Origin of the sequence: Pseudoalteromonas sp. NGC95, from assembly GCF_015864705.1 — a bacterium.
GTDB lineage: Bacteria > Pseudomonadota > Gammaproteobacteria > Enterobacterales > Alteromonadaceae > Pseudoalteromonas > Pseudoalteromonas arctica.
The window spans coordinates 97,508-119,843 of the sequence record NZ_JADYWR010000013.1 but is presented as its reverse complement, the minus strand read 5'-3'; the positions used below and the strand labels follow the sequence as shown (position 1 = coordinate 119,843).

26 protein-coding genes are annotated in these 22,336 nt (G+C 38.7%); 9 read left to right on the top strand and 17 right to left on the bottom strand.

The genetic code is table 11. The annotated features are described in order from the left end of the window. The first annotated feature begins 76 nt into the window (after positions 1-76). Entirely contained in the window at positions 77-640 is a 564-nt protein-coding gene (locus tag I6E70_RS13290; protein WP_010554235.1) for a cysteine hydrolase family protein, read from the top strand. A 48-nt stretch (positions 641-688) separates the two neighbouring features. Here I6E70_RS13290 and I6E70_RS13285 read toward each other — a convergent pair whose 3' ends face one another. Together I6E70_RS13285 and I6E70_RS13280 are read right to left on the bottom strand one after the other, a co-directional pair. Next, on the bottom strand, positions 689-1,471 hold the full coding sequence (locus I6E70_RS13285; RefSeq protein WP_197188899.1) for a CLCA_X family protein: 783 nt from the start codon (positions 1,469-1,471) through the stop codon (positions 689-691). Positions 1,472-1,495: 24 nt separating this feature from the next. Continuing rightward, positions 1,496-2,092 carry a tRNA-uridine aminocarboxypropyltransferase gene (locus I6E70_RS13280; protein ID WP_197188893.1) on the bottom strand — a complete coding sequence of 199 codons (597 nt, stop codon included), beginning with the start codon at positions 2,090-2,092 and terminating at the stop codon, positions 1,496-1,498. 137 nt (positions 2,093-2,229) lie between these two features. On the opposite strand from I6E70_RS13280, the gene I6E70_RS13275 reads away from it, so the two are divergent. Beyond that, positions 2,230-2,574, top strand: a complete 345-nt coding sequence (locus I6E70_RS13275; RefSeq protein WP_007582543.1) for an Hpt domain-containing protein — start codon at positions 2,230-2,232, stop codon at positions 2,572-2,574. Positions 2,575-2,679: 105 nt separating this feature from the next. Continuing rightward, on the top strand, positions 2,680-3,897 hold the full coding sequence (locus tag I6E70_RS13270; RefSeq protein ID WP_197188892.1) for a pyridoxal phosphate-dependent aminotransferase: 1,218 nt from the start codon (positions 2,680-2,682) through the stop codon (positions 3,895-3,897). Between the two features lie 380 nt (positions 3,898-4,277). Here the strand turns inward: I6E70_RS13270 and I6E70_RS13265 are convergent, their stop codons facing one another. The 4 genes from I6E70_RS13265 to I6E70_RS13250 all read right to left on the bottom strand — a co-directional run bounded on the left by I6E70_RS13265 (position 4,278) and on the right by I6E70_RS13250 (position 7,354). Then, positions 4,278-4,745 (bottom strand): glycine zipper 2TM domain-containing protein, encoded by a 468-nt coding sequence (locus I6E70_RS13265; RefSeq protein ID WP_197119734.1) that lies wholly within the window; start codon positions 4,743-4,745, stop codon positions 4,278-4,280. Positions 4,746-4,923: 178 nt separating this feature from the next. Next, the gene (gene lpoB, locus I6E70_RS13260; protein ID WP_007375407.1) at positions 4,924-5,544 is read right to left on the bottom strand and encodes a penicillin-binding protein activator LpoB; all 621 of its coding nucleotides are present in this window, start codon (positions 5,542-5,544) and stop codon (positions 4,924-4,926) included. A gap of 11 nt (positions 5,545-5,555) precedes the next feature. Next, positions 5,556-5,981, bottom strand: coding sequence for a YcfL family protein (locus I6E70_RS13255; RefSeq protein WP_197188891.1), 426 nt, complete (start codon positions 5,979-5,981; stop codon positions 5,556-5,558). Positions 5,982-5,989: 8 nt separating this feature from the next. After that, positions 5,990-7,354, bottom strand: coding sequence for a COG3014 family protein (locus I6E70_RS13250; protein WP_197188890.1), 1,365 nt, complete (start codon positions 7,352-7,354; stop codon positions 5,990-5,992). Between the two features lie 515 nt (positions 7,355-7,869). Here I6E70_RS13250 and I6E70_RS13245 point away from each other — a divergent pair. Then, complete coding sequence (locus I6E70_RS13245) at positions 7,870-8,739, top strand: DMT family transporter (RefSeq protein WP_024590438.1); 870 nt, start codon at positions 7,870-7,872, stop codon at positions 8,737-8,739. Between the two features lie 19 nt (positions 8,740-8,758). Here I6E70_RS13245 and I6E70_RS13240 read toward each other — a convergent pair whose 3' ends face one another. From I6E70_RS13240 to I6E70_RS13210, 7 genes are all read right to left on the bottom strand, one after another. Next, on the bottom strand, positions 8,759-9,445 hold the full coding sequence (locus I6E70_RS13240) for a M15 family metallopeptidase (protein ID WP_197151307.1): 687 nt from the start codon (positions 9,443-9,445) through the stop codon (positions 8,759-8,761). Then, positions 9,445-10,575, bottom strand: a complete 1,131-nt coding sequence (gene dapE / locus I6E70_RS13235) for a succinyl-diaminopimelate desuccinylase (protein ID WP_197188889.1) — start codon at positions 10,573-10,575, stop codon at positions 9,445-9,447. Before dapE ends, I6E70_RS13240 begins: the two co-directional genes overlap by 1 nt. Beyond that, positions 10,575-10,919 carry an ArsC family reductase gene (locus I6E70_RS13230; protein ID WP_197151315.1) on the bottom strand — a complete coding sequence of 115 codons (345 nt, stop codon included), beginning with the start codon at positions 10,917-10,919 and terminating at the stop codon, positions 10,575-10,577. Before I6E70_RS13230 ends, dapE begins: the two co-directional genes overlap by 1 nt. A 4-nt stretch (positions 10,920-10,923) precedes the next feature. Then, positions 10,924-11,421: a PTS glucose transporter subunit IIA gene (locus I6E70_RS13225; protein ID WP_007582561.1), complete on the bottom strand. Its 498-nt coding sequence runs from the start codon at positions 11,419-11,421 to the stop codon at positions 10,924-10,926. A gap of 3 nt (positions 11,422-11,424) precedes the next feature. Continuing rightward, on the bottom strand, positions 11,425-11,811 hold the full coding sequence (locus I6E70_RS13220; protein WP_007582563.1) for an ACT domain-containing protein: 387 nt from the start codon (positions 11,809-11,811) through the stop codon (positions 11,425-11,427). 226 nt (positions 11,812-12,037) lie between these two features. Beyond that, positions 12,038-14,197 carry a phosphate acetyltransferase gene (pta, locus tag I6E70_RS13215; protein ID WP_197188888.1) on the bottom strand — a complete coding sequence of 720 codons (2,160 nt, stop codon included), beginning with the start codon at positions 14,195-14,197 and terminating at the stop codon, positions 12,038-12,040. 1 nt (position 14,198) lies between these two features. Further along, entirely contained in the window at positions 14,199-15,413 is a 1,215-nt protein-coding gene (locus tag I6E70_RS13210) for an acetate kinase (RefSeq protein ID WP_197188887.1), read from the bottom strand. Positions 15,414-15,697: 284 nt separating this feature from the next. Between I6E70_RS13210 and yfbV the strand changes: the two genes are divergently transcribed. Beyond that, entirely contained in the window at positions 15,698-16,144 is a 447-nt protein-coding gene (gene yfbV / locus I6E70_RS13205) for a terminus macrodomain insulation protein YfbV (protein ID WP_007582569.1), read from the top strand. Here the strand turns inward: yfbV and I6E70_RS13200 are convergent. The 3 genes from I6E70_RS13200 to xthA are packed head-to-tail and all read right to left on the bottom strand — an operon-like array spanning position 16,141 to position 18,412. Continuing rightward, a complete protein-coding gene (locus tag I6E70_RS13200; RefSeq protein ID WP_197188886.1) occupies positions 16,141-16,956 on the bottom strand; it encodes a putative RNA methyltransferase in 816 nt (271 codons plus the stop codon). The genes yfbV and I6E70_RS13200 overlap by 4 nt on opposite strands. Next, positions 16,953-17,600 (bottom strand): energy-coupling factor ABC transporter permease, encoded by a 648-nt coding sequence (locus tag I6E70_RS13195; RefSeq protein WP_010554248.1) that lies wholly within the window; start codon positions 17,598-17,600, stop codon positions 16,953-16,955. Before I6E70_RS13195 ends, I6E70_RS13200 begins: the two co-directional genes overlap by 4 nt. Positions 17,601-17,605: 5 nt before the next feature. Further along, positions 17,606-18,412: an exodeoxyribonuclease III gene (gene xthA / locus I6E70_RS13190; protein ID WP_165727397.1), complete on the bottom strand. Its 807-nt coding sequence runs from the start codon at positions 18,410-18,412 to the stop codon at positions 17,606-17,608. A 240-nt stretch (positions 18,413-18,652) separates the two neighbouring features. On the opposite strand from xthA, the gene I6E70_RS13185 reads away from it, so the two are divergent. The 4 genes from I6E70_RS13185 to rluB all read left to right on the top strand — a co-directional run bounded on the left by I6E70_RS13185 (position 18,653) and on the right by rluB (position 21,443). Continuing rightward, on the top strand, positions 18,653-19,084 hold the full coding sequence (locus tag I6E70_RS13185) for an exonuclease III (RefSeq protein WP_197188885.1): 432 nt from the start codon (positions 18,653-18,655) through the stop codon (positions 19,082-19,084). A 226-nt stretch (positions 19,085-19,310) separates the two neighbouring features. Beyond that, on the top strand, positions 19,311-19,832 hold the full coding sequence (locus I6E70_RS13180) for an EF-hand domain-containing protein (RefSeq protein WP_165721507.1): 522 nt from the start codon (positions 19,311-19,313) through the stop codon (positions 19,830-19,832). Positions 19,833-19,983: 151 nt separating this feature from the next. Continuing rightward, positions 19,984-20,574, top strand: coding sequence for an SMC-Scp complex subunit ScpB (gene scpB, locus I6E70_RS13175; protein ID WP_024592539.1), 591 nt, complete (start codon positions 19,984-19,986; stop codon positions 20,572-20,574). Next, the gene (rluB, locus tag I6E70_RS13170; protein WP_007582584.1) at positions 20,571-21,443 is read left to right on the top strand and encodes a 23S rRNA pseudouridine(2605) synthase RluB; all 873 of its coding nucleotides are present in this window, start codon (positions 20,571-20,573) and stop codon (positions 21,441-21,443) included. The genes scpB and rluB overlap by 4 nt, the downstream gene beginning before the upstream one ends. An 81-nt stretch (positions 21,444-21,524) precedes the next feature. Here the strand turns inward: rluB and I6E70_RS13165 are convergent, their stop codons facing one another. Then, on the bottom strand, positions 21,525-22,271 hold the full coding sequence (locus tag I6E70_RS13165) for a YciK family oxidoreductase (RefSeq protein WP_007375386.1): 747 nt from the start codon (positions 22,269-22,271) through the stop codon (positions 21,525-21,527). Positions 22,272-22,336: the final 65 nt, after the last annotated feature.

The following is a 22,336-nucleotide window of genomic DNA, read 5'->3' as shown; positions in this document are numbered from 1 at the left end:
TCGCCATCGGTGTAATGAGTTGATGTTTTGCATAATAGTCTCAACAGATAACCTAAACAACATAAGAGAGATTATTATGTCTAACATAGCATTACTACTTATTGATTTACAAAACGATTATTACTCTACATTCGAAGGAGCTAAATGGCCTCTGTCTGGAACTGAAAAAGCCTCAGAAAATGCAGCAATATTACTAGCTCAATTTCGTGATAATGGTATGCCTGTAGTCCATGTTCGTCATGAGTTTCCTTCTGACGAGGCTCCGTTCTTTGTGCCTAACTCTGATGGTGCGAAAATCCATCCTACGGTTACTCCAATTGAAGGTGAGCCGGTCGTTTTAAAGCATCAAATAAATAGTTTTCGCGATACTGATTTACAAAGAGTACTAGAAGAGCTCAACGTTGAAAGGTTGATTATTGTTGGTGCTATGAGCCATATGTGTATTGATGCTGTCACTCGTGCTGCAGTAGATTTTGGCTATGAATGTCATGTAGCACATGATGCTTGTGCTACATTAGATCTTGAATTTAATGGGGTGGTAGTATCTGCACATAATGTTCATCATGCATTTATGGCTGCATTGAGCTTTGGTTATTGTAATGTTCAGAGCACAAACAAATTACTAGATTTGGTTCGCTAACCATTAGTACAGGTAATGGTTTAGCTAAGCATCACTTTATGAGCTGATTTAATCCATTTTATGAAGCGCATAACCCAGTAGTTCAAAGTACTGGTTAAGCGCTTCATTTGCTTTATTAATATGCCCAATATTTGGGTATATTAAATTACTACTTTGTAAGCCCCCCACTAAAAAGCTATTTTTTATATTTGAATGCTGCTCAATACAGGCTTCAAAACACCGTGCTGCAAGCTCTTCTGGCATGCTCATATAATTCATATTGTGGGCTTTATCGTGTTCTATACACGTTTGTACAAAGTTATTAGCATCAACGCCGTGCTCATCTAAAAATACATTTTTATAAAAACTGTTCAAAGCATTATTAAGTGGGTGCGATAAATTAGGCGTGTTTGAAAGCCATAATTTTGAGGCAAAACCAAATCGTGGTTTTGCTGCAAATAAATGCTCGCTTATATGATGGTCAAACGCATGAAACCATTCGTGAGCAAGTGCACCACCGCCTGCATTTTTTGCAAGGGCAAGCGTTTGAGAAGCTGCATTATAATGCGCTTGTACACCTTTTTGACCGCCATGACCAAATGCAAAATTAAGCTTCCCGCGCAGGCCAATAGCTTTGGGCGGTAAATGTAGTATTTGTGCAAGGTCGGCCAGTGCATCGTAAATTAAATTAGCGCTAATGTAGTGCTCTTCTTTAGTTACCCATTTACCGACGACCATAGATCTAAAGCCAAAGGTATCTCTTATATCGCTAAAGTCGACTTGGTCGTCAAAGCGATAGTCGGGGCCTTGGCGAGTAAAGCCACGTTTTAGCCTGTTAGGGTAGTTACGCATTGCAAGTTTCATATAGTAACGAATTTAATCTAAGTAACGTGCTTTTACGTGCTCGGGCATGTGTTGGGTTTGTTTTTGTATTAATTCATCAAGCACATTATAAAGTGGTGCAGGATTTAGCTGCTCTATTAAAAACAAACTATGCGCTACAGCTTCAAGTGTGGATAGGCTGTCAGCCCTAGGGGCTTTACGAAGAGCATAACGATTTTTAGGTAACTGTTTAAAACTGACCGTTTTGAATTGATTTAGCAATGTGGTGAGCTGCAAAATTTTGTAGGCTTTTTTCCATGTACCATCAACCACGATTAAATGGGTGATGTTTTTTATATTAGATTGCTCAGCGCTATCGTCTAAATTAATAGCGTTTTCGTTAGGGTAGAGCAAAACAGTTGAGCTTACGGGCAGTGATTTAAGAATAGAAAAGTCGTCATTATTTTCGCCTTTGACTATTTGGCAATCAGTTAGACACAAATTGAGTAGTTTAGCGGTATTTTTTGCTATTTTTTCTTCGCTTGGGTGCTGTAGAATAATAACCTTAACTTTGTTGTTTATATTTGTAATTGCGCTGCAAATACAGGTGTTAAGTGCAAAGTTACAATGATTACAAAGTGTGCGTGCCATTTAATAAACTTTTTGTTGCCAGTATGATCCTCACAATTATACATTTATAAGGTAATTAAGTTGGTTTTTTTTACGCATCAATATAAAGTAGTACTATTAAACTGTAATTTACATGGATTGTTTTAAGGGCTTAAAATATGACAGAAATAAATATTGATACATCAGCATTAGAGAGTATGGAATCGTTATTGGGTGAGCAGTTTGCTGATACACTTGATTTTTGCTGCTCGGAGTTTGAGCGTTTAGGCTCTGAAGTTTTAGCAACCATTGGAAAAGACAGAGAAGCGGCGATTCGTCATTCTCATAGCTTAAAATCTAACGCTGCGCAGTTTGGTGCTTCAAGCCTTGCTGAAGTATCTCGCGTTATTGAACAAAATTTAAACCTAGATAACTTAGCTGAAGCCATCGACGCATCTAATAGCTTAATGGCTCAAGTAACAGGCTCTCAAGCTAAGCTAAATGAATGGTTAGCATCTCGTTAATTGTTGAAACTGAAACGTGAATTTATTTCAGTATTAAGCGTTTAAATAGGCTGGCATTTTACGCCTTTACTAGGTTAGTCTAAAGACTCACTAGTCGAGGTAAAAATGTCTGATATTAAAAAGAGTCACAAATTAGAAGGTGTATGTTATGACATTCGTGGGCCGGTTTTAGCGCAAGCTAAAAAAATGGAAGACGAAGGTCAAAAAGTATTAAAATTGAATATAGGTAATCCGGCTGCTTTTGGTTTTGATATGCCAGAAGATATGCACCGAGATATTATCCGCAACTTATATTCAGCCCAAGGCTACTGTGACTCTAGAGGCCTCTACTCAGCCCGTGTGGCTATTTATCAGCATTACCAACAACGTGGATTACATAATTTAGATGTAGATAACATTTATATTGGTAATGGCGTAAGCGAACTTATTCAGATGATCACCCAAGCGCTATTAAATAATGGCGACGAAGTGCTTATTCCTGCTCCAGATTATCCACTTTGGACTGCTTCGGTCACGTTATCGGGTGGTAATCCGGTGCATTATTTATGTGATGAAGAGCAAGATTGGTTTCCGGACATTGCAGATATAAAAAGTAAAATCACGTCTAAAACCAAAGCGCTGGTATTAATTAATCCTAATAACCCTACTGGTGCGGTTTACAGTGATGATTTGTTAATGCAATTAATTGATATAGCGCGTGAACATAAACTGCTGTTATTGAGCGATGAGATTTACGAAAAGATTTTATACGATGGTATAACGCATACTTCAATCGGCTCACTTTGCGACGATGTGCCTATTATTACTTTTAATGGTTTAGCAAAAACATACCGTGCAGCGGGGCTGAGAATGGGGTGGATGGTTTTGAGCGGTCGTACCTCGGTAATGGATGATTTACGCAAAGGCCTAGAAATACTTTCATCTATGCGTTTGTGCGCAAATGTACCTGCACAATATGCGATTCAACAGGCTTTGGGCGGCGTGCAATCAATTGATAGTCTAATAAACCCGGGTGGGCGCTTATATGAGCAGCGTGATATTGCATGGCGTGGATTAAATGATATTGAAGGCATTAGTTGTAAAAAACCTAAAGGCGCGCTCTATGCGTTTGCCAAAGTAGATACAGCACTTTTTAACGTCAAAGATGATGAAAAGATGATGTACGATTTGCTAAAAGCCGAAAAAATATTACTTGTACATGGCAGGGCGTTTAATTGGCCAGATCCTGATCATTTTAGGTTGGTCTTTTTACCAAGCAAAGATGATTTATCCGATGCGATGTTAAAAATGAAGCGCTTTTTTAAAGACTATCGCCAAGTATAGTTATTAAAAAATAATAAAAAAACGAGCCAAATTTGGCTCGTTTTTTATTTTAGTCATGAATATATTAACAGGGCGTGTTGATCTTTGTGGATTGAAATTTGTTCAATCTAGGGGCGATTAAATCGCGACGCGAGGTTTGTAACCTAGTGGGCTAAGTAAAAACCGAGCAAAGCTTCCGCGTCCTGCTCACGCCCCTTACCTACATCCATGTAGGCAACAAAGAGTTAATTGCCGCTAGGCAGAACCCTTCGGGCAGCGCATGTTTGGCATTTATGCTGCGTTATCGCCTATTTATAGGGAACAACCACAGTTCATAGGCTCTGCCTTGTCTAAATACCAAACATTCTGCTGCAAATTCAACCACCAAAGTTCAGCACGTCCTAGTACGCTTTATCTACACGCACTGTGTTGTCGTTCAAGTACACTAATCTTACGTTATCGCCTTTGCTAAAACGCATTGATTGGTCCTGATCTTGAACAACCATAAACTGGTCGCCATTTTCAACTTGTATTAATAACTCTACAAAGTGATTTTGCTGATAATGACTTTGCTGCTGCCTATTATGTGCAACACTGCCGCCAATTACCGAACCTAATATTGTTGCTACTGTACGGCCGCTACCACCACCAAACTGGTTGCCTACTACGCCGCCGAGTAATGCACCGCCAAAGGTTTGCCAGCCGTTGTTTTTGTCTTGAATGATTTCTTGCTCGGTAATATTGCGTACCGATTTTACGTCACCAAATAAAACTTGCTGCACAGGGACTGCTTTATTGCGCTCGTATTTAGCAAACGTAGGTGCACTTATTGTAAGTAAAGCGCACATAATTACTGTAATTGCTTTCATAACTTGCTCCTTTTATACCAACCTGCATAAATCTTTGATCAATTTAACGAATTAAATTGCGCTATAACGTCGTTAAAAAATTTTTATTTAGAACAACTTAATACAAAAATTTTTGCCTAGTACTAGCGTAATTTTCTTAACGTTAAATAGACCCCATATATAAGCAGATTGGTATTAGCTACCAGCCAAAGGTTGATTTTTCTTTAGTTTTACGAATTTCAGTTTCGTCTGCCCACTCAACTAGGCCGCTTTCCATATCCATTAAACGCATTGTAAATTTGTAGTATACGTCTGATTTATCGGCATTTGATTTAACAATACTTGATAAGTTTCCATATAACATATATTGCGCACCAATTTGTTTACCAAATGCAACGGCTGTTGCAGGGTTAACAAGAGCATCTTCATTTTGAAACGTTAATTGCTCACGTACTGACTCAACACGGGTCATATCTACAAAACGGAACTTACCGCTGCGTAGCATTTGTGTTGAGATTGAATCGGTGATTGATTCTGTATCAATGTGCTCGCTGGTTTTATTTTTAATACGCTCAACAAATACTACAGGGCGTTTATTAGCGGTCATTGTGCCAACAACAGGTGAGCTGAGTAGTGAGTCGGTCATTTGGCTCGCTACTTTTTGTAAGTCGGTAGAACCAAAATTAATATCTGTTGTTTCTACTGCTTGTGCATCGCCATAACTTACTACGGCTTTATTAGCACAGCCACTTAATACTAAAGCGCTCAAGCCAACTAAAGCGTAAGTTGATGCTGTTTTAAATTTGTTACTGATGATCATGGTTGTTTCCTTTAATCTTTAAATTCTTGTGATTTGGTAGACACTTCTCTTACTGCTAAAGAAAAGGTAACCGCATCAGATCTAGGTGCTAAGCCCGGTAATTGTGTTTTTGCAAAACCAAATAAGGTGAGTGCTTGCCAAGGTGAATGATTGCCTTTAATAACAAAGCCGTCTTTATCAAACCAATTAAATTGATACTGCAAATACTGTGATTTTTTATACTGGCTCGAAAGTGTCACTACTACATCGGTTAACTGGTTGGTTTGACGTGTTTTAACATCAGTAATGGCCAGCTTTTTACCGAGCTCTGGGTTATCTACACGTAATTGCTCATTAAACTGATTTTTATTTTGTTCAACAGAAATACCCGATGTAACCGGTTTGCTGGAACATGCACTGAGCATTAAGACTGCTAATAATGGCGCTATGTATTTCATGATGGCTCCTAAAGTTGAACTACGTGGTAATTAAAGTAGTTATTAACGGAGGTTAAGTAAATTAACGTTAACCCTTGCTTACTAACGGTAAAATTTATAGGTGCTTGTGTGCCTATATGCAGAGAATGCTCACCTGTATTTAGGCTTTGCCTTGCAACACTTATTTGATTTGGAAGTGTAAGCCAGCTACGTGTATCAGCTTGCTCAGACGCCAAATTATAAATATTAGCAAGTATGTTACCTACATCACCTGCACTGCGAGCAAGTTCTGCACGCACTTTCTCTTTAGCTACTAATCTAAGTACTTGGCGAGCTACTTTTGCAGGTATTTGATCTTCTAATGTTTTTGCTGCAAGTGCTTCAATGTGTACTAATGGGCTCAGCTCTAAGCTTTGTGCATCTATGTTTATATTATTAAGGCGGCGCACATAGGCATTATCTTTATATACTGGCATTGCAAGGCTGTAAAAGCGTGCATCGCCGCGTGATGAATAAATTGGTAAGCGCAGTTTAAATTCATCTTGTTTTGGTACTAAGCCTTGTTCAAATAAAACAATTACTTCGCCTTGTGTTGCAGAAATAGTGGGTGCATCACTAAAACGTTTTTTAAATTCGCTTAGGTCTTGGTCAAACCCTTGTTTTTTAGCAAGGCGCATTACGTCCTGCTGTAAATAAATATTGTTAGGTTGTATAGCCAGTGCTTTTTTATAATCAATATAAGCATCGTCATACTGTTTAGCACTTTGGTAAAGCAAAGCAGATAAATAAAATGTGTAGGCATTTTGAAAGCCATTTTTCACGTCTCTGGTCACATTGCCCATGCTAGGGTAGTGCTGCTGCGCTTCTTTAACTGTTGAGTCGCCATCTGTTTTATTTTCGCTTAGTGCATCAACTTGTACTTTATTAGCGCGGCGAATTTCGACCAAAGCGCCTTCTACATCATTTTTATACACGTAGTTAAGTGCTTTATAACTATGAAGCATACTCATTTCGTAAGCCGGTGGCACATAAGTTATGGCTGAGTCGTTAGTAAATAACGCATTGCTTTGCTCAAGCCCCGCACTTACTTGTATTTTGGCGGCTTCACGTTTTTTTTGCATTTGCGTATACACGTTCTCAAATTTACTTTGTGCCTCTTGTGGCATATTGGCTAAGTCGTTTAAGCGAGCTTGCTCAAGTTGGTTGAGTAAGTAGCTGCTGTGCATGGTGCTATTATCGGCAATAAGGGATTGCGCTTCTTCGATATTGTTTTTCTCGATCGCATTTCTTATTGGTGTCATTTGCGTGGCATAGTCATTAAATAGGTCATTAAAGCCCATTGTGCTACACCCACTTAAAATACAACAAAAGCTTAAAATTATACTTAGGCGCACTGCGCACTCCTCTAAATTCACCTGTATACATTAACATATTATTTTTAGCTAAATGTGTGAAATATTGTAAAAAATCGTAGAGTAAAACTGCCTGCTAATAAAGAAATATAAAATGACATTGGTGAACAAAGTGTGAATTTTCTTGTTGGGTAACAATATTGAAATGCTTAAGGTACTTTATTGGTCTTATTGAATACAATGATCCCTAAAGCGTAATGATAAATGAATTTTTTAAATGAAGTAATTGCTATTCACTAAGTCGTATACGAAAAATACTAAAAGGATATCTTGTGTTGTAGACACCGTATTTTGCAAATGCGGCTAAGATTTTAGTATAAATAATCTAATTTATTAAAACTAAATACTCCCTTTGCACAGTTATACCAATCCTGTTTAAATGTGCTGCTCAGTAAGCGGTTTTATAGGCGCTTATGACAATGTTTTTAGCTTAGTAGGTTAATTAATTAATTAATTGAAATAACGCTGTAATTTGTTTTTATTGCTAAGGAATTTTTTTGAAAGCTACGTTGTACACAATCATTGCTTTAATTGCGTTTGCTGCAAACTCTCTTTTTTGCAGAATGGCTTTAGCCGAAGGCTATATAGATGCTTGGAACTTTACAGTTATTCGCTTACTCAGTGGTGCTGCGTGTTTGGGCATTATAATGGCTATTTATACTCATAATTTAAAACGAAAAGGCACTTTTAACCCCGCTATTTTAAGCGATAAAGGAAGCTGGCGAAGCAGTATAAGCCTATTAGTTTATGCACTTTGTTTTTCGATTGCATACGTAGAGCTGGATACAGGCACCGGTGCACTGATTTTGTTTTCAGCCGTGCAACTCACTATGATTGGCTGGGGTATATATCAAAAAGAGCAGTTGAGTGTGCTTCAGTGGTGCGCGTTTATAGTGGCGCTAGGTGGGTTTGTATATTTAATGCTGCCATCTGCTGCTGTACCTTCATTATTAGGTGCATCACTTATGGCACTCAGTGGTGTGGCATGGGGTATTTACAGTATTCGCGGTAAAGTGTGCGTATCGCCACTACGTACTACGGGGTTTAACTTTATAAGAAGCTTAGTGGCTATCCCTGTTTTATTACTTGTTGGTATGAGTTATTTAAAAAATATGAGTATTGAAGGGGTTTTGCTTGCATGTGCCTCGGGTGCGATAGCGTCTGGAATTGGTTACAGTGTTTGGTATGTGGCTATGCCACTGCTTAAAAGTACCCAAGCTGCTGTTGTGCAGCTTTGTGTACCTGTACTTGCAGCCGTTGCCGGGGTCTTGTTTTTATCAGAGCAGGTAACAATGGAATTTATAGTAGCAAGCTCGTTAATATTAGGGGCTGTGCTGGTATTTATCTTAAATAAAAAGAAGGTGTGATACCACTTAAACAAGTTCTTTATGGCAGACTAACGTTCGTTACAAAGCGTGTATAAATAGCGGGTAAGTTATCAAGTATTGCCTGCTTACCCTGTAGTTCACTGTTTTTTATGCATTCAAAAAGTACTTGTTCGCTAAGCTTATTCACTAATAATTGCGATTGCTTAATATGGCTTATATGCCAAAGCTCAGGTGCGACACCACCTAAATCATGCTGGTAAGGGCGATAAAAGCCAAATTTATCTAAGTTAGTATCAAGCCAATTACTTAAAGGCGCAAACGGCCCACCTTGCAGGTATTCATCAGGTGTTAGCTGTAGTTTATAATCATCACTTACCGCAGCTTTATCAAACACATCTAAATCGGTGCCTAAATGGTGCCTGCTTGCCCCAGGTAATGCAGAGTAGAGCATTATTGCTATGCATTTATCTACATCATTTAATTTAGTTAAATCTACAACCTTTTGCTGTTTATTATAAACAGGTCGAATACCTAAAAACTTATTATTCCAAATAATTGATTGACGATTAAAGTCGCGAAAACTTGAGGCAATAGTAAGCTCAAATCCTGCTTTTTGTGCTGCACTTTGCAGCGCTAAAAAGTCGCTGATAATAGCGCTGTGCAAGCGATGATTTTGTATATCAGTTAAATGTGTATCACTTTGCCCTGTGATACACATTATTGGTGTTGGTTTAGTTACATCCATTATGCTAAAAGTTGCTCTAATATTTGCTCGTAAATGTCGGTAAGGGCTATTAAATCATCGGTACTTACGCATTCATCCACTTTATGGATAGTGGCGTTACGTGGACCTAGTTCAATTACTTTAGCGCCTGTTTGTGCAATAAAGCGACCATCTGATGTGCCGCCGGTAGTTTCTAGATTCGTGGTTAAACCGGTTACTGATTTAATCGCTTTAACTGTGGCATCAACAAGCGGGCCGTGCTCGGTAATAAAAGGTAAGCCATTTACTATCCAACTTAATTCATAATTTAAGTTATGCTTTTGTAGAATGTCATTTACACGCTGTTGTAATTGCTCATGTGTTACTTGCGTGCTAAATCTAAAGTTAAACTGTACTTCTAGTTCACCCGGGATCACGTTACCAGCACCTGTGCCGCCATTAATATTCGAAATTTGAAAGCTAGTTGCTGGGAAGTACTCATTTCCGTTATCCCACACCGTTTGGCTAAGCTCAGTAAGTGCAGGCGTTGCTAGATGAATTGGGTTTTGTGCTAAATGTGGGTAGGCAACATGACCTTGTACGCCTTTAACCGTTAGATAAGCGGTAAGTGAGCCTCTTCGGCCATTTTTAACAACATCGCCTAATACATCTCGTGATGAGGGTTCGCCTACTAGGCACATATCAATTTTTTCACCGCGTGCCTCTAGCGTATCAATTACGCGAGTAGTCCCGTTTACAAACGGTCCTTCTTCGTCAGAAGTGATTAAAAAAGAAATAGAGCCTTTATGATCTGGATGTTTAGTAACAAAACGTTCGGTTGCTACAAGCATTGCGGCTAATGAGCCTTTCATATCGGCAGCGCCACGCCCGTGCAGTAGGCCATCTTTTATTAATCCTGAAAACGGCGGGTGTTGCCAATTTTTTTCAGGGCCTGTTGGTACAACGTCGGTGTGACCAGCAAAACAAAAATGCGGCGATTGTGTGCCTTTTCGAGCCCAAGTATTAAGTGTGTCGGTAAAAAATAATGATTCTATATTAAAACCAACCGCAGCAAGGCGATCGTTCATCATTTGTTGGCAGCCAGCATCTTCGGGCGTTACCGATTCACGTTGGATTAGCGCTTGGGCGAGTTGAATTACGTCATTAGTCATTATTTAAAAATCTCGTCGTATTGGGCTGCTTTAAAACCTAAATGGTAACTGCCATTGTTTACCAGTACTGGACGTTTGATCATGGCAGGTTGTTCAACCAACAATGGGATAGCACTTTCTTTAGTTAGGTTTTGTTTTTGCTCATCAGTTAATGCGCGATAAGTTGTTCCACGTTTATTAACGAGTTGTTCCCAATCGAGCTTGTCTGCAAATTCACTCACCATTTGCTCATTTACGCCATCTTTGCGGTAGTCATGAAACGTAAATTCGATGTTGTTATCGGTTAAATATTTTTTAGCTTTTTTTATCGTATCGCAGTTGCTAATGCCGTATAGAGTGATCATAAATCTAGTTCTTCTTAATAATAGTTAATAGGGTGTCTTCACCCGCATTTACATGCGAATGCGAGTAATGAAATGTGCCAAGGTTATGGCCGTTTAGTAAAATTAAACTAGCAAGCATTGGAGTATCAAGTTCTCGTAAATCAAAATAAGCAAGGCGTTGACCTTTGCATATTTTGCTACCATTGAGTTGCGCAATATGAGTATGCGTAATTGATTGTGAATCAAAAATAGTTAAGTTAATCAAGACTTTTAGACCATTATTAGCTTGTAGAATAAACTCAGTACCTGCATTTTTTACTTGTAATAAAGTTCCATCAAACGGTGCTAAAATTTTATGACTTGTTAGTTGCACCATAATACCGGGGCCCAGAGTGCCAAAACGAAAAAAAGGTTCTGGGTGCTCTTTCAGTTCAATTACTTTACCTGTAAATGGGCTGGTAATATTTATTGCATTAAGAGGCGTTTTATTTTGAGCTAAATAGTCAATTTTTTGAGCTTTCATAAGTTAGTTTACCACCACGTTATAACCCTCTTTTTTTAAAGCGGAAATAGCATTTTCTGCAGTGTGTTTTTTTATGAGAATATAATCAGTATCGTAGGTTGAGATTGAAAAGATAGAAATTTTAGCGCGCGCTAATACCCCTGAAATATTAGCCATAATTCCGGTTAACGAAAAGCCAAGTGGACCTACAACCTCTAAAGCTTGCCAGTCGGGTTCGGTATCCAGGCTTTTTACTTCAAAATCGCTTGGGCATACAATTGAAAGTTCATCATGGGTTTTAGAAATAAAAAACAAAGATTGCTTTAAAAGTGCCGCAGGTATGTCGGCATCTACATCTAAACTGTGTATAGATAAAATGGTGCTGTGTAATTGTAATGTTTGTTTTGACATTAAAAGCCTGCGAACAGCAATATTGATAGCTTTATAGTATAGATTATTGGCTTTAAATTAAAGGTGTAACAACGACTAACTCAGCAGTAAATAAGTAGATAAAAGAAGGGAGTAAAAACTTACCCACAATTTCTGTGGATAAGTATGGGGGTTGCAGGGTATAAATAACCTAACTAGTTAATTATTAAATAAATAATAGCTAGGCTATAAAAAGCACACGTTACGTTTAATGAGTAATTAGCGCTTCTGTTTGAGCTGCCTGAATGGCAGTTAAGGCGATTGTATACACAATATCATCAACTAATGCACCACGGCTTAAATCGTTTACAGGTTTACGCATACCTTGCAGCATAGGGCCAATACTTATCAAGTCGGCACTACGTTGTACTGCTTTATACGTGGTATTACCCGTATTTAAATCTGGGAATATAAATACGGTCGCTTTACCGGCTACAGGGCTGTTAGGTGCTTTTTTAAGTGCTACGTTTTCCATTATAGCTGCATCGTATTGTAGTGGGCCGTCGATAATTAGATCAGGACGTTTTTGTTTTGCAATTTTTGTGGCTTCACGTACTTTTTCAACATCGGCACCTGTACCAGAAGTGCCCGTGCTGTAGCTGATCATGGCAACACGCGGCTCTATGCCAAATGCAGCTGCAGAGTCGGCAGATTGAATCGCTATGTCTGCAAGTTGTTCAGCATTAGGGTCTGGGTTAATCGCACAGTCACCGTAAACTAACACTTGGTCAGGCAGTAGCATAAAAAATACAGATGATACTAGTGATGACCCTGGTGCTGTTTTAATCAATTGCAGTGGTGGGCGAATTGTATTTGCCGTAGTGTTTACTGCACCCGATACTAAACCGTCTACTTTACATTGCTCAAGCATCATTGTACCCAGTACGACGTTATCTTGTAGTTGCTCTTGTGCTACTACGGCAGTTAGGCCTTTGCTTTTACGAATTTCGACCATAGGGGCAATATAATCATTAATAATACTTTTTGGCTCGATAATACTTACATGTTCGTTTAGCTCAATACCTTGCTGCTGTGCAATACGCATTATTTCTTCGCGATCGCCCAGTAATATAGTTTTAGCAATTCCGCGTTGACCACAAATAGCAGCCGCTTTAATTGTACGAGGTTCATTACCTTCTGGTAGAACCACGGTTTTACCTGCTTTACGCGCTTTAGTAGTAAGTAAGTAACGAAATGCGGGTGGTGATAACTTACGAGTTTTACCTACACTTTTAGCTAGAGTATCTAGCCAGCTTGAATTGATATGCTCTGCGTTGTGATCTTTTACTTTTTCAATACGTTGGTCATCATCATTTGGTACTTCCATATTAAAGTTATGCAGTAGTAATGATGTACGCCACGTGTCTGCATCGGTTGCGAGTATTGGTAAGCCGGTTTGCATGGCTTGCTCACACAAGGCCATAATACGTGGCTCTGGCTCAAAACCACCGGTGAGTAATATAGCGCCAAGTTTAGTGCCGTTCATAGCAGATAAGCACGCAGCAACAAGTATGTCAGAGCGATCGCCCGGTGTTACTAATAAAGCGCCTGGCGTAAAATAATTTAAAATATTTGAAACCGTACGAGCACAAAAAGTAATACGGCGCAGACGACGATGAAGCATATCGCCTTCGTTAATAATCGTGGCTTTTAAGTATGCGCTTAAGTCTTTTACGCGCGGGGCTACTAAGTCAAAATCCCACGGGATTGCACCAAGTAACATAAACGGATTTTTTTTAAAAATAGGCAGGGAGGCTAAACGATTTAACTCGTTTTCAAGCTCTTCAGGTTTATAGGCATCGACTAAATCGGCGCGTGCACGACCTTCTTCATCAAGTGGCGCATTTACTTTATTAAAAATACAGCCCAGTACGCGAGGATGATCGATACCACCGTAGTTACCTGCTGCAATTTCAAGGCGGTCTTCTATTTGAGTAATGGTGTAATTACCTGGGGTAAGTACAAATACAATTTCGGCGCCGAGTGTTTGCGCAATTTCGCGGTTTACACGCCCAGCATAAGGTTGGCGACGAGTAGGTACCATACCTTCAATAATAGCGACTTCGTCGTCGTTTATTTTACTTTCAAAGCGTTCAACAATTTCCTCTAGTAGGTCGTCACCTTTACCGTCGCCAATCATTTGCTCAGCATAATCAAGTGCAAAAGGCATTGGTGGGTTAATAGGTGAGCCTTGAGTAACTATTTGCGTTGATTTTTCAGGGCCTGTTTCACCAGAACGTGGCTGAGCTATTGGTTTAAAAAAGTTAACTTTAACTGTTTTTTGTTCAAGTGCACGCACTAAACCAACTGATACCGACGTCAAACCCACACCGGTAGAAACAGGAATTAACATAATACGACGTGCCATATTAAAGCTCCTTTACAATATTTGCAGCATCAAGGGCAATAACCCATTCTTCATTAGTTGGCATTACTACTGCTTTGACGTGTGAATTTTTACAGCTAATAACGCCTTCTTGACCAAAGCGCGCATTGAGGTTGGCTTGCGGATTACAATTAATACCTAAAAAGGCAAGTTGTGTAATTACTTTTTCACGAATAATATCTGAGTTTTCACCAATACCACCAGTAAATATAACAGCATCAAGGCGCTGTAATGGCACCATATACGCCGCGATTTGTTTTGAAAGTCGGTAGCAAAACATTTCAATTGCGAGTATCGCTTTTTTATTCCCGGCCAAAGCGGCTTCTTCAATGGTACGGCAATCGTTAGAAAGCTCGCTAATACCTAACAAGCCACTTTTTTGATTTAGTAGGTTATCTATTTGCTGGGCTGTGTAATCAAGTTGAGTGGTTAAAAAGTTAAATAAACCAGGGTCAATATCGCCGCTACGTGTGCCCATTATCAGCCCCTCTAGAGGCGTTAGTCCCATGCTGGTATCAACACTCTTACCATTTTTAATAGCGCATACAGAACAGCCGTTGCCTAAGTGGGCACTAATAAAATTGCTTTGCTCGATAGGTTGCTCAAGTAACTTTGCTGTTTGCCCTGCAACATAAAAATGACTTGTGCCGTGAAAACCATAACGCCTAACACCAAACTCGGTGTACAACTTATATGGAAGAGCGTAAAGAAAGGCAACTTCATTCATAGTTTGGTGAAATGCAGTATCAAACACCGCGACTTGTGGCAAACCTTCAAACGATGCCTGCGCCGACGATATACCTAGTAAATTAGCGTGCCCATGAAGCGGCGCAAGCGTTGCCGACTGTGTAATGCCTGCAATTACTTTTTCGTCAATCAATACCGATCGCGTAAAGTGCTCGCCGCCATGTACAACACGATGGCCCACTGCGATAAGTTGCTCGTCTAAGTTGTGATCTTTTATTAAGCTTACAAGCGTATTTATAGCCTCAGCATGTGCTTGATTAGCCGCTAAGTCGATAACTGTTTTAGTACCATTAAATTTGTATTTAATAGAGGGCGCTTTGTCGCCTAAGCGTTCAGCAAGACCTGAAATGATTTCGTGACCATCGTTCGCATCAATAATGGCAAACTTTAAGCTAGAGCTACCACAATTTAAAACTAAAACGTGTTGTGATTCAGGAGGGGTTGTTGGCATAGATTCAATTTCCATAAACAAATTTAGTAAGTAAACGTTAATACGTAATCGTTACACTTACGGTATTAAATAAAGCTAAAACAATTGAATGTTCAATTGCAAAGTGGTTAACGCAATGTTAATTACTTTACCTTAATTAAGATGTTTAAGTTAGGATTGTTCGCCATTAAAAGGTAAATTTAAGCTGTTTTACTGAGAAAGTGTAACTCTTTCATTTTGTGTTACACTTTGCGTATAGCTCGTTTTTCCATTGTATTTAAAAGCAGTATCTGTGAGGAGTCATGATGCAAAAAAGTGTGATGTCACAACTACAAACTGGCCGTTTGTATGGTAAAAAATGGCCAATGCGCAAAGAGCTTGCGCCCTTATTTTTAGAGTTTAGAGTAATTAGAGCGACTGAGCTTGCCATTACAGTAATGCCAATCTTAGCCATGCTAACATTGTTTTTTCAGCTAAATTACTTGGGTTCTGATTTTTTACCGCAAGCCATTGCAAGTGCATTATTTTTTATATCGCTACCTTTACAAGGTTTATTTTGGTTGGGTAAGCGAGCGCAAACGCCTTTAGAGCCTGCGATGCAAAAATGGTATAACGAGCTGTACACTAAAATGGCAGCTAATGGATATCAAACGCAGTTAAGTGAAAACAAGCCCCGTTATATGGAGCTTGCCAATTTACTTAAAGATATGTTTGATAAAATGGACAGGGCGTTTACTAAAGAGCAGTTTTAGAGAGTTACATCATTATCTATTTTGGTAAACTGAGTAATATAAAACGATAAGGTGACAGTGTGTTCACCTTTTTCTTCGAGTGCTGTCCAGTGCTCGGGTCTAAATTTCCATGCAAATGGCGTCATCATTATTAAGTTTTTAATATCAGTAAAGCTAAGCGCTACATGCTCTGTTAAAAGGAGCTGCTCTGATTTTTGAAACCCTTTTGGAGTGGCTATTTCAGTATGTTCGTTTACTTCTGAATATATATACGATTTTAGCTCTTTTAAATGACAAGGTCCTGGGCTTGCAACCACTAATGTTGCGTTTTGATTTGCTAGGCGTTCAAGCTCTTGCTCAAATAAAGGTGCAAATACGCTAACAAGTACATCAGCAAATTGGCTTTTAAAGGGGCCTTGGCTGATTGATGCCACACTAAAATGGCAATTAGGGTAGCGCTTTGCTGCATATTTAACCGCTGATTTTGAAATGTCGACACCGTATACAACAGCATTTGTTTTATTCGCGATTGCTTGGGTATAAAACCCTTCACCGCATCCTAAATCAATAATAGTATTCGCACTTATATTACTGATTATATCACTAAGGCTTTGCTGTAAAAAACGATAATACCCACGCTCTAAAAATGCACGTCTGGCTTGTACCATTTCAAGTGAATCACCCGGTTGTTTTGAATTTTTCTGTTGCACAGGCAATAAATTAACATAGCCTTCTTTAGCAAAATCAAAGCTGTGGTTGTTAGCACAACGAAGTGTTGAATCAGTTTTCAAAAGTGCTAGGTTACACAGCGGGCATTGATATTCAAGACTCATGAGCCTAGGTAGTCCTTATCGTAAAAAGTTTTTACCCAATGCGGGCGATAGGTGATCATAATTGTTATAGCCATGCCGTTGAGCATTGCTTCAGGAAACCAAATTATGGCACTTAAATAAACGTAGTTATCTGCAAGTTCTTGCCAATTGTATTGCCCTATAGCTAAGTAAAATAAAGCACCTAGGCCTATTTTTATACAGGCTATAAATCCTGCGGTTATAAACGCACAAACAAATATATAAACAAAAAAATGACGAGGTAAATATTGGTAACTAATTATAAAGCCAAGATAGCTCAATAAAATAGGAATAAACGCACCAATAAGCAGTTGTACTGGTAACAGCTCAAGTTCAATTTGACCAAAGGCAGCGAGTAGGGCTGTGGCAAGTAGGCTACTTAAAATAGTCAATCGCCAGCCTAAAATTAATGTAGCAGCCGTAACACCTAGGATGTGTAAATCAAGGCCAGTTAAAATGCCAGCCTTTATTCGCCAAAGCACTGCAAACACTAACGCACACGCAAGTACGCCAGTTTGACGGACTGGCGTATTAAGCAATGTTTTATATGTTTTTTTATCAAAGCTCAATAGAGCAATAATAATTACAAGAGCCCAAAGTAGCCCCTGCATTGTTAGGCTGAGCATAATAATTACTTAAATGTTGACCATATAGGGGCATGATCTGACGGTTTTTCAATACCGCGAAGTTCGTAATCAATACCTGTATCTATGCAGCGTGCTGCAAGCTCATTGGTTGCAAGCACTACATCTATACGAAGTCCTCGATTATCTACAAACCCTTTAGAGCGATAGTCAAACCATGAGTATTGATCGTCTGTTTCGGGGTTTTGCTCTCTAAAGGTGTCTTTAAAACCCCAATTGAGTAATGTTGCAAGCCATTCACGCTCTACCGGTTGGAAAGAACATTTACCCGTTTTTAACCAACGTTTAGCATTTACTTCGCCAATACCAATATCTAAATCGGTAGGTGATATGTTGATATCACCCATAACGATGACGTCTTGATCGGGTGTGTGATTGGTTTCAAGGTGTGTCATTAAATCTTTATAAAATTGACGTTTATAAGGGAATTTAGTTTCGTGATTAATATTATCACCTTGTGGGAAATAGCCATTCATGACAGTAAGGTCGCGACCGTTTTCTTGTTCAACAGTGACGCTTATCATGCGTTTTTGCGATTCATCTGTATCGGTGGCAAAACCTTTTAAGACCGATTTAGGCTCTTTTTTGCATAACATAGCTACGCCATAATGCGCTTTTTGACCATGAAAGTAGACGTGATATCCCATTTTTTGTACATCTTCTAATGGGAATGCTTCGTCGTGAACTTTAATCTCTTGCAAGCCAATAACGTCTGGTTGATGTTTGTCGATAATTGCTTGTAATTGGTGAAGACGAGCACGCAGACCATTGATATTGAAAGAAATCACTTTCATAAAATTTACCTTAAAATTGGTTCTATTTAATAGATTAAATTGTATCAGTAAATACGCGTACATAACATGACTGAATTGCGATAATAGCTGCGCAAATGTTGATCAAATGATGGGTAAAGTTTAAACATTGTGAATACAATATTAATTATTTAAATAAATAAAAAATTCAATTGAACTTAACTTTATTGAATATATAATGCGCGAAATTCACTTGTTTAGCTCGTTCAAATAGGATCTCTCATGAAAACTCAACTACTTTTAGCCACTGCTTTACTAGCATCTGCAACTGCGTCAGCTCAAAGCAATACTTACTTTAGCCAAGATAACAAAATTGAGTCTAAGTTATGTGTACTAAGTGCAAACGAAGGCTTTAGCGTTGCTCGTAAAGAAGCTGCCCAGCACGGTGTTTACCTATCTCGTTTTTCTAAAAGCATTTTATGTAATGGTGAAGATATTCGTGATATTGCTAAAAAAACGACATTAAGCAACGCATCAGTTGAGAAAGTAGAAGTATTTGCAAAAGACGCTCAACAAGAAACTCAATTATGTATGACGGCTTTAAAACAAGGTTTAACACCTGTTCGTCAAAAAATTGGTAACCTAAACTCATTAAAATGTAATGGTCAAAACGTTACTGAGTTTGTTAAACGCTACCAAAACGCAGCAATCTAATTATTAGCTTAACTATATAAGTAAATTTGAAATGCCTGGTTTTTACCGGGTATTTTTTTGCAAAAATTACAAGGTTGTTTGCAAAGCTTGCAAGCTTAACTTATTGAAACTGTTTAATAAATATACCGAACGAGATTAAGTTATTGATTATTATAAGTTAACTATTATTGGCATTGGATTTGTATTAGTTAAAGTGACATTTAATTAATTACGAAGGATACGTCTTATGAAAAAGTTAACATTAGCAGCCACTATTTTAGCATCATTAAGCCTAGCGGCTTGTTCATCTAATCAAGGTCTTGAAAGAATAGACAGTGACTTTGCAAGTTTAGATAATGATAGCGATGGCTACATCTCAAAAGTTGAAGCTGATGACGATAGCATTTGGGGTCATTTCTCAAATATTGATACCAATATGGATAACGAAATTAGCCGCAAAGAATTTAACACTTATATGAAGCTCAATAATGGCAAAGTAGCCACTGATTCTGAAGTAAGTGAGTCGGCATTTAAAGCTGAAATTGCTAAATTCGATAAAATTGAAAGCAGCTTTGCAAGTCTAGATAACGACAGCAATGGCTATATCTCGGTAGTTGAAGGTAACGATGATGATATTTCAAATCATTTTGGTTACATGGACAAAAACCAAGATAAGCGTATCAGTAAAAGCGAGTTTATGGGTTACATTAAAAAATACGGTAACGCAGTAGCTGAAGATGATGCATTAGAAGCTTTTAAAAGTAACTAATAGTTACCATTTTAGTAAGTAAGATTAAAGCCAGTGCTAGTCACTGGCTTTTTTGTGTTTTAAATTTAGTTATTTGATAGATATATTTTCCTAGTTTGGTGTTGTTCTGTCATAATAGATGGCTGTGTATTTTTATTTGTTAAGAGTGTGTATGGCGGGTCGGCGAATTAGTGATGAACAACTAGTTGAGATCATTGAAGCAGCTATTTTTGTTGCAGATAAGCCTGTTAGTAAACGCCACCTTAAAGACATTGTATTAATAGATTTAGCTATTTCTATGACGCGAATAAATGACGCAATAGATACAATACAAGAACATTTTCAAACTCGTGGTATTCGCTTAGTTGAAGTGGGTAGTGGGTATCGGTTTCAGGCATGCAGTAGTTTAAGCCCTTGGTTAAATAACTTGTGGCAAGAACGCGCACCAAAATACTCGCGTGCTTTACTGGAAACATTATCACTTATTGCATACAGGCAGCCCATTACACGCGGCGAAATTGAGCAAGTAAGAGGTGTTACTACGGGTTCGAATATTATTAAAACCTTACTCGAAAGAGAGTGGGTTAAAGTGGTAGGGCATAAAGAGGTTCCGGGAAAGCCGGCTTTATATGCAACTACTAAGCAATTTTTAGATTATTTTTCGTTAACTGGACTTGAAAATTTACCTGCGTTGCCAACAGAGCAGCAAAGTAAAATTAACCAGTTATTGAGCGATCCTTCTGTGAGAGAACCATCCGAATGAGTATTATACAAGGTGAAAAGTTACAAAAAGTCTTAGCCCGTGCAGGCGTAGGCTCACGCCGTGAAATGGAAAAATACATTGACGCAAACCGCGTTAGTGTAAACGGTAAAGTGGCAAAGTTAGGTGACCGTGTTGAAGAAACCGATTTGATTCGTGTTGACGGACACAGTGTAAAAATCGAAGAAAAAGCAGACCGAATCTGTCGTGTGATTATGTATAACAAACCAGAAGGTGAGTTAAGCACACGTAAAGATCCTGAAGGGCGTCGTACTGTATTTGACCGACTTCCTCGTATTGATGGCGATCGCTGGATTGCGGTTGGTCGACTAGACGTTAATACATCGGGTTTAATGCTTTTTACAAACGATGGTGAACTGGCAAACCGTTTAATGCACCCAAGCTATGAAGTAGAGCGTGAATACTCTGCACGTGTATTTGGTGAAGTAACCAACGAGACGGTTAAAAACTTACTACGTGGTGTTGAACTTGAAGATGGTCCAGCCAAATTCACGACTGTAACCCCTATGGGTGGCGAAGGTGTTAACCGTTGGTTTAACGTAACGTTAAATGAAGGGCGTAACCGTGAAGTTCGTCGTTTATGGCAGTCTCAAGATGCGGAAGTATCTCGTCTTATTCGTATTCGTTACGGTAAATTAGAGCTTGATAAGCGCGTGCCACAAGGTGGTTGGATGGAGTATGATTTAGAAACAGTAAACTACTTGCGTAAAACCGTTAAATTAGGCCGCGAAACACAAACTAAGCTTTCTGTTATGCCTGAAAAACGCAAAGATAAACGCGCTAAAATCAATCAAATTCGTAAAGCAGTTAAAAAACACAATCAGCGTGTTAAGCCGACTAAACGTAAATAATCAATTAGTTATTTATTGAACACAAAAAAGCCGCTAATTGCGGCTTTTTTAATGTGTTGTTTAAACTATTTAAACTCTAAATTACTTTTTTACTTGAGCATCTAACGATTCGCCATTCACTTCACTTGAATCGTCACTCATTAGATATAAATATGTAGGCATTAAATCCTCTGGTGTAGCAAGTGCGTCTCTATCTTCACCTGGATATGCAGCAGCTCGCATTGAAGTGCGAGTAGCGCCTGGGTTAATACAGTTTACACGAATATTCGTTTTACCTACTTCACATGCCCATGTTTGCATCATACCTTCTACTGCAAATTTTGAGATGGCATAAGGCCCCCAAAATTCACGACCTTTGCGGCCTACACCTGATGACGTAAATACTATCGATGCATTATCAGACTTACGAAGAACAGGAAAAAGTGCTTTAGTTATCATTGCTTGTGCAGTCACGTTTACTTTCATTATGTTTTCGAACGTAGATGAGCAAAAATGTTCAAGCGGACCGAGTGACCCTAAAATACCTGCATTATTAAGCAACCCGTCAAGGCGTCCAAACTGATATTCGATTGTTGCAGCAAGGTCACGGTAGTTTTGCTTCGTTGCGCCTTTTAAATCCATAGGGACTATTGCAGGTTTAGGGTAGCCAGCATTAACAATTTCATCGTAAACACATTCAAGTTTATTAGTTGTTTTTCCTAATAATATAACTGTAGCGCCGTATTTTGCATACGTAATTGCTGCAACTCGGCCAATACCATCACCGGCGCCTGTTATTAAAATAACTTTATCTTTAAGTGCGTTTTCAGCTGCTTGATATGTGTGCATAAAAGTACCAATTCATATAATTTTTTTGATTTTAACATAGCGAAACGTGAAGTAATCGAATTTAT

Coding starts and splice junctions, on each gene's coding strand:
- I6E70_RS13290 (WP_010554235.1), top strand. CDS start 77: ATGTCTAACATAGCATTACTACTTATTGATTTACAAAACGATTATTAC.
- I6E70_RS13285 (WP_197188899.1), bottom strand. CDS start 1,471: ATGCGTAACTACCCTAACAGGCTAAAACGTGGCTTTACTCGCCAAGGC.
- I6E70_RS13280 (WP_197188893.1), bottom strand. CDS start 2,092: ATGGCACGCACACTTTGTAATCATTGTAACTTTGCACTTAACACCTGT.
- I6E70_RS13275 (WP_007582543.1), top strand. CDS start 2,230: ATGACAGAAATAAATATTGATACATCAGCATTAGAGAGTATGGAATCG.
- I6E70_RS13270 (WP_197188892.1), top strand. CDS start 2,680: ATGTCTGATATTAAAAAGAGTCACAAATTAGAAGGTGTATGTTATGAC.
- I6E70_RS13265 (WP_197119734.1), bottom strand. CDS start 4,745: ATGAAAGCAATTACAGTAATTATGTGCGCTTTACTTACAATAAGTGCA.
- lpoB (WP_007375407.1), bottom strand. CDS start 5,544: ATGATCATCAGTAACAAATTTAAAACAGCATCAACTTACGCTTTAGTT.
- I6E70_RS13255 (WP_197188891.1), bottom strand. CDS start 5,981: ATGAAATACATAGCGCCATTATTAGCAGTCTTAATGCTCAGTGCATGT.
- I6E70_RS13240 (WP_197151307.1), bottom strand. CDS start 9,445: ATGGATGTAACTAAACCAACACCAATAATGTGTATCACAGGGCAAAGT.
- dapE (WP_197188889.1), bottom strand. CDS start 10,575: ATGACTAATGACGTAATTCAACTCGCCCAAGCGCTAATCCAACGTGAA.
- I6E70_RS13230 (WP_197151315.1), bottom strand. CDS start 10,919: ATGATCACTCTATACGGCATTAGCAACTGCGATACGATAAAAAAAGCT.
- I6E70_RS13225 (WP_007582561.1), bottom strand. CDS start 11,421: ATGAAAGCTCAAAAAATTGACTATTTAGCTCAAAATAAAACGCCTCTT.
- I6E70_RS13220 (WP_007582563.1), bottom strand. CDS start 11,811: ATGTCAAAACAAACATTACAATTACACAGCACCATTTTATCTATACAC.
- pta (WP_197188888.1), bottom strand. CDS start 14,197: ATGGCACGTCGTATTATGTTAATTCCTGTTTCTACCGGTGTGGGTTTG.
- I6E70_RS13210 (WP_197188887.1), bottom strand. CDS start 15,413: ATGCCAACAACCCCTCCTGAATCACAACACGTTTTAGTTTTAAATTGT.
- yfbV (WP_007582569.1), top strand. CDS start 15,698: ATGCAAAAAAGTGTGATGTCACAACTACAAACTGGCCGTTTGTATGGT.
- I6E70_RS13200 (WP_197188886.1), bottom strand. CDS start 16,956: ATGAGTCTTGAATATCAATGCCCGCTGTGTAACCTAGCACTTTTGAAA.
- I6E70_RS13195 (WP_010554248.1), bottom strand. CDS start 17,600: ATGCTCAGCCTAACAATGCAGGGGCTACTTTGGGCTCTTGTAATTATT.
- xthA (WP_165727397.1), bottom strand. CDS start 18,412: ATGAAAGTGATTTCTTTCAATATCAATGGTCTGCGTGCTCGTCTTCAC.
- I6E70_RS13185 (WP_197188885.1), top strand. CDS start 18,653: ATGAAAACTCAACTACTTTTAGCCACTGCTTTACTAGCATCTGCAACT.
- I6E70_RS13180 (WP_165721507.1), top strand. CDS start 19,311: ATGAAAAAGTTAACATTAGCAGCCACTATTTTAGCATCATTAAGCCTA.
- scpB (WP_024592539.1), top strand. CDS start 19,984: ATGGCGGGTCGGCGAATTAGTGATGAACAACTAGTTGAGATCATTGAA.
- rluB (WP_007582584.1), top strand. CDS start 20,571: ATGAGTATTATACAAGGTGAAAAGTTACAAAAAGTCTTAGCCCGTGCA.
- I6E70_RS13165 (WP_007375386.1), bottom strand. CDS start 22,271: ATGCACACATATCAAGCAGCTGAAAACGCACTTAAAGATAAAGTTATT.